The following is a 5403-nucleotide window of genomic DNA, read 5'->3' as shown; positions in this document are numbered from 1 at the left end:
GTGTCCGGACGTGGCGGCGCCCGTAACGAGCGAAGCGAAGTGAAGGTCGCAGTCCGGACACCTCCCTCCCCCGCGGAGGCCCCGGACCCCGTGGACCCACGGCCGGGCGCGGTCCCACCGCCCCGTTCGGACACCCCCCACCTCATCTACGCCCCCGCCCAAACCCGCCGCCCCACCGCCACCCAAGCCATCCACGACGCCGAGGGCCCCGCCCTGGTCGTCACCTCCGACCCCACCCTCTGGACCGACACCAAGGACGCCCGCGCCAAACTGGGCCCCGTCCTCGTCTACGACCCCGGCCACCTCTGCGACACCCCCGGCCGCCTCCACTGGAACCCGGCCGACGGCTGCGAAGACCCCACCACGGCCCAGGAACGGGCCACCGCCCTCCTCGCCCCCGTACGCCCCCAGTCCAGACTCGACGCAGCCCTCGCCGACACCGCCGAAACGCTCCTGCGCTGCTGGCTCCACGCCGCCGCCATCGACGGCCGCCCGTTCAAACAGGTGCACCGCTGGGCCCAGGGCGCCGACGCCCACGACCCGGTCCGGATCCTCCGCACCCACCCCAAGGCGGCGTCCGGCCACGCCGGCCTCCTGGAGTCGGCCCTCACCGCCCACCCCGAACGCCGCCAAACAGCCCAGGAACTGACGGCCCGTAGCCTCTCGGCCCTCTCCTCGATCCACATCAGAGAGGCCTGCACCCCCAACCGAACAGACTCCCTGACGCTCGCATCATTCATCGCCGAACAGGGCACCCTCTACGTGGTGGGTGAACCGATCGAGGACCCGCGCACCCACCCGGGCGCGATGCCCTTGCTCACCGCGCTCGCAGCAAGCGTGGTCGAGCACGGCCGCCGCATGGCCGCACGGTCATCCGACGGTCGGCTCGACCCACCACTGAGCCTGATCCTCGACGACATCGCCGCCGTGGCCCCGCTCCCCCGGCTCCCCGAACTCCTCGCCGACGGAACGGCACAGGGCCTCCCGACCCTCGCCCTGATGCGCTCACGGGAACAGGCCAGATCCCGCTGGCCGGACCCGCTCCCCACCCCTTAGGGCCGCGCCAACTCGTACTCCAGCTCGCGCGCGCCGTCGTCCCCGGGCATCGGCACCGTCGCGCCGCTCGCGGTGAACCCGAAGCGCCGGTAGAAGGCCTCGGCCCGCGCGTTCTTCTCGTGGACGTACAGCCGCACGCGCGCGACCGCGGGCTCCGGCAGCGCCCAGGACCACTCCACAGCGGCACGGAACAGCGCGTCGATCACCCCGGCCCCCCGCGCCTCGGGCCGCACGTACACACCCACGATGTGCGTCTGGTCGACGACGGCCGCCTCACCGAACCGCACCTCGTCCGTGGGCCGCTCCACGAGCACGCTCACGGTACCGAGCCAGCGCCCGCCCGCACCCTCCGCCACGAACTGCCGCACCACACCCGCCCCGGACGCCGAAGCACCCTCGGCACGCTCCTGCCAGAAGGAATCGGGCCGCTCCACGGCATCGTCATAGCTCTCAAGAAAGGCAATGGAAGCCACAGGATCCAGAAGAGCCTCCAGCCGAAGCTCCCGGCTCCGCTCCCACTCATCGCCCCGGATCTCACGTATCAAAAAGTCCATGGCCGAAATCCTGTCGACCCCCACCCCCTCTGACAAGGCAATTTAGGCCCCCCGTCGTACCCAGGTACGACCCGCCCCCACCCCCACCCACCCCCAGTCCGACGCCCCACCACCCCCCGCTCCCTACCGTCGAAAGCATGATCCGCGCAGAAAACCTCACCAAGCGCTACGGCACCAGAACAGCCGTCAAGGACCTCTCCTTCACCGTCCACCCCGGCACCGTCACCGGCTTCCTCGGCCCCAACGGCGCCGGAAAGTCCACGACACTCCGCATGCTCCTCGGCCTGGACACCCCCACCCACGGCCGCGCCACGATCGCCGGCCGCCCGTACGCCGACCACCCCGCCCCGCTCACCCAGGCCGGCGCCCTCCTCGAAGCCCGCTCCCTGCACCCGGGCCGCACGGCCCGCCACCACCTCACGGCCCTCGCCCTCACCCACGGCATCCCCCGCTCCCGCGTCACCCACGTCCTCGCCCTCACCGGCCTCACGGAGGTCGCCGACCGCAGGGTGAAGTCCTTCTCCCTCGGCATGGGCCAACGGCTCGGCATCGCCGCCGCCCTCCTCGGCGACCCGGCCGCAGTGATCCTCGACGAACCGGTCAACGGCCTCGACCCCGAAGGCGTGCGCTGGATCCGCACCCTGCTCACGACGCTCGCCGCCGAGGGCCGCACGGTCCTGGTCTCCTCCCACCTGATGAGCGAGATGGCCCTGACGGCCGACCACCTCATCGTCATCGGCAAGGGCCGCCTCCTCGCCGACACCACCGTCACCGAACTCGTCCACCAGGCCGGCGGCACCACGATCAAGGTCGTCACCCCCGAAGCAGCCCGCCTCCGCACCCTGCTCCCCGGAGCGACGGCCATCACCACCACCCCACCCGACACCCTCCACGTCACCGGCCTCGACGCCCCGGAAATCGGTCGGACCGCCGCCGCACACGGCATCCCGCTGTACGAACTCACCCCGCAGACCGCCTCACTGGAACAGGCCTTCATGGACCTGACCCGCGACGCGATCGAGTACGAGGGAGCAACGCCATGACCACCCCCCGGGTAAGGACCCGCCACGTCCTGCACTCCGAATGGCACAAGCTGTGGACGGTCCGCTCGACCTGGGCGACCCTCCTCACCACCGTCGCCCTCGTCCTCGGCGTAGGCCTCCTGATGGGCACCACGTACACCTCCGGCGGCGGCGACTCCGACGTCGACACCGTCGTCCTCACCCTGTACGGCACACAGCTCGGCGCGGTCTCCCTCGCCGTCCTCGGCATCCTGCTGACAGCGGGCGAGTACGCGACCGGCCTGATCCGCGCCACGTTCACCGCCGTCCCGCGCCGCCTCCCCGTCCTGTGGGCGAAGGCGGCGGTCTTCACCACCGTCGTCCTCACCACCTCCCTCACCACCGCACTGCTGACCTTCGAGACGACCCAGCTCTTCCTCTCCGACACCGACCAGGCCGCCTCCCTCACCGACGACGGCGTCCTCACCGCCCTCGCCGGCAACGCCGTAGGCGTCACCCTGCTGGCCCTCATCGCCCTCGGCCTGGGCGCCGCACTCCGCTCGGTCCCGGGCGCGCTGGGCGCGTTCATCGGCGGGATCCTGATCCTGCCCCAGATCCTCGGAACACTCCCGTACGCGTGGGTCGAGACGGCCGTCCACCACTTCCCGGCCCAGGCGGCCGCCGCCCTCGGCACGGCCACCCACACCCCCGGGACGGCGGCACCCGGCTCCGCGCTCCTCGCACTCCTGCTGTGGGCGGCCGCGGCACTCACCGTCCCCGCCCTGTGCCTGCGCCGCCGCGACGTATGAGGATGACCCGGTGACCACGAACACGAACGGCGGCACCCCCCACCGAACGGCCTCCCGGACACAGGCCTTCGACACCTCCCACCCCTGGGTATGGAACACGGCCGTCACCCTGTTCTGGACATGCGCCGCACTCGTGGACGCCTCGGGCGGCTGGCGGAACACCGCCGCCGACCCGACCGTCCCGACGGCCCTGGTGCTCGGCACGAGCCTGGCGATGACGCTCCCCCTGTACGCGCGCCGCCGCCACCCCACGGCCGTGCTCGCCGCGCTCGCCTGCGCGGCGGTGGTCAGCGCCGTCTCGGGCGCCTTCCTCCAGGCCGGCTACCTCCAGACGATCCCGCTCTTCCACCTCGCCCGCACCCGCCCGCCCCGCACCCTGCCGTGGTCCGCCGCGCTCCTCCTCCCCCCGCTGGCCGTGGGTGCGGCCCGCTTCCCCCAGGACGCCTGGGCGCGGCACATCACCCCCGCCCTCCTCGCGTACGCCCTCGCCGTCCTCCTCGGCCTCACGGTCCGCGCCCGCGAGGAGCGACGCGCCCGAGAGGTCCGGCAGGCGGCAGCGTCCGAACGGGCCCGCATCGCACGGGAGATGCACGACATCATCGGCCACAGCCTGTCGGTCATCACGGGCCTGGCCGACGGCGGCCGGTACGCGGCGGCCAAGCGCCCCGAACGCGCCACCGAGGCCCTCGAAGCCATCGGCACCACGAGCCGCGAGGCCCTGACGGACCTCCGCCGCCTCCTCGACATCCTGCGCGAGAACGACGGCGCCCAGCCCACCCGCACCCCCCAGCCGACCCTGGCGGACCTGCCCACCCTGATCACCCGCGTACGCGCATCAGGCCTCCCGATCCACGCACACCTGCCCCATCCACCCCACCCGCTCTCCCCCGGCGCCCAACTGACGGTCTACCGGGTGATCCAGGAGGCCCTGACCAACACCCTGAAGCACGCGGGCGAGGGCACGCAGGCAACGGTCGAAGTGACCCACGGCCCGGACGCACTGGTGGCCACGATCACGAACACGGGCAGGTCCGACGACGCTCCCGCCGGCAGCACCGGCCGGGGCCTGACCGGAATGCGCGAGCGCGCGGCTCTCTACGACGGCACACTCGAATGCGGCCCGGCGCCCACCGGCGACGGCTGGCGCGTCCGACTCCGACTTCCCCGGGAGAACACCCCCTCATGACGACCGTTCTCATCGCGGACGACCAGCCCATGCAGCGCTTCGGCTTCCGCATGCTGCTGGAGAGCCAGGACGACATGACCGTGGTCGACGAGGCCGCGAACGGCACCGAGGCGGTCCGCCTGACCGACCGGCACCGCCCGGACGTGGTCCTGATGGACATCCGGATGCCCGGCCTCGACGGCATCGAGGCCACCCGCCGCATCGTCGCGACCGGCGCCCGCACCCGCGTCCTGATCGTCACCACCTTCGACCAGGACGCGTACGCGTACGACGGGCTGCGCGCCGGCGCGAGCGGCTTCTTGGTGAAGGACGCCCAGCCCGAGGAACTCCTAGCCGGCATCCGCGCGGTGGCAAGCGGCGACGCGGTGGTCGCCCCGTCCCTGACCCGCCGCCTCCTGGACGCGTACATCCACTACCTGCCCCCGTCGTCCGAGCCCCCGGGGCAGCCGGAGCCGAAGCAGGACCCCCGCCTCTCCTCCCTCACCGACCGGGAACGCGAGATCCTCACGGTCATCGCCCAGGGCTGGACCAACACGGAGATCGCCACCCGCCTGCACCTGGCCGAGTCCACGGTGAAGACCCACGTGACCCGCATCCTGTCGAAAACGGGCTCCCGCGACCGCGTCCAGGCCGTCATCCTGGCCTACGACACAGGCCTCACGAAGCCCGCCTAGCGCGCGGCGGCAGCGCCGGCCGGAACCACCCGTAAACGCAGAAAAGCCCCGCACCATAAGGTGCGGGGCTTTCCCACAATGATTGTTCGGCGGCGTCCTACTCTCCCACAGGGTCCCCCCTGC

At 72.4% G+C, this 5403-nt stretch carries 6 protein-coding genes; 5 read left to right on the top strand and 1 reads right to left on the bottom strand.

The window, feature by feature from the left end; translation table 11 throughout:
* On the top strand, window positions 1-1056 hold a 1056-nt coding region (locus ABTZ54_RS35595; protein ID WP_351672113.1), incomplete at its 5' end, for a P-loop NTPase family protein.
* Here ABTZ54_RS35595 and ABTZ54_RS35590 read toward each other — a convergent pair.
* Window positions 1053-1610, bottom strand: a complete 558-nt coding sequence (locus ABTZ54_RS35590) for a GNAT family N-acetyltransferase (RefSeq protein WP_351672110.1) — start codon at window positions 1608-1610, stop codon at window positions 1053-1055. The two genes, ABTZ54_RS35595 and ABTZ54_RS35590, sit on opposite strands and share 4 nt — an antisense overlap.
* Window positions 1611-1747: 137 nt before the next feature.
* On the opposite strand from ABTZ54_RS35590, the gene ABTZ54_RS35585 reads away from it, so the two are divergent.
* The 4 genes from ABTZ54_RS35585 to ABTZ54_RS35570 are packed head-to-tail and all read left to right on the top strand — an operon-like array spanning window position 1748 to window position 5280.
* Window positions 1748-2653 (top strand): ABC transporter ATP-binding protein, encoded by a 906-nt coding sequence (locus tag ABTZ54_RS35585; RefSeq protein WP_351672107.1) that lies wholly within the window; start codon window positions 1748-1750, stop codon window positions 2651-2653.
* Entirely contained in the window at window positions 2650-3420 is a 771-nt protein-coding gene (locus tag ABTZ54_RS35580; protein ID WP_351672104.1) for an ABC transporter permease, read from the top strand. Before ABTZ54_RS35585 ends, ABTZ54_RS35580 begins: the two co-directional genes overlap by 4 nt.
* Window positions 3421-3430: 10 nt before the next feature.
* Complete coding sequence (locus ABTZ54_RS35575; RefSeq protein ID WP_351672101.1) at window positions 3431-4606, top strand: sensor histidine kinase; 1176 nt, start codon at window positions 3431-3433, stop codon at window positions 4604-4606.
* Window positions 4603-5280 carry a response regulator gene (locus ABTZ54_RS35570; RefSeq protein ID WP_351672098.1) on the top strand — a complete coding sequence of 226 codons (678 nt, stop codon included), beginning with the start codon at window positions 4603-4605 and terminating at the stop codon, window positions 5278-5280. Before ABTZ54_RS35575 ends, ABTZ54_RS35570 begins: the two co-directional genes overlap by 4 nt.
* Window positions 5281-5403 lie beyond the last annotated feature (123 nt).

The organism is Streptomyces sp. NPDC094032, assembly GCF_040303965.1.
Taxonomy (GTDB): Bacteria; Actinomycetota; Actinomycetes; order Streptomycetales; family Streptomycetaceae; genus Streptomyces.
This window is presented reverse-complemented; position numbering and strand designations above follow the sequence as displayed.

Excerpts from the sequence above, each read along its gene's own strand:
- ABTZ54_RS35590 (WP_351672110.1), bottom strand. The coding sequence starts at position 1,610 with ATGGACTTTTTGATACGTGAGATCCGGGGCGATGAGTGGGAGCGGAGC.
- ABTZ54_RS35570 (WP_351672098.1), top strand. The coding sequence starts at position 4,603 with ATGACGACCGTTCTCATCGCGGACGACCAGCCCATGCAGCGCTTCGGC.
- ABTZ54_RS35585 (WP_351672107.1), top strand. The coding sequence starts at position 1,748 with ATGATCCGCGCAGAAAACCTCACCAAGCGCTACGGCACCAGAACAGCC.
- ABTZ54_RS35580 (WP_351672104.1), top strand. The coding sequence starts at position 2,650 with ATGACCACCCCCCGGGTAAGGACCCGCCACGTCCTGCACTCCGAATGG.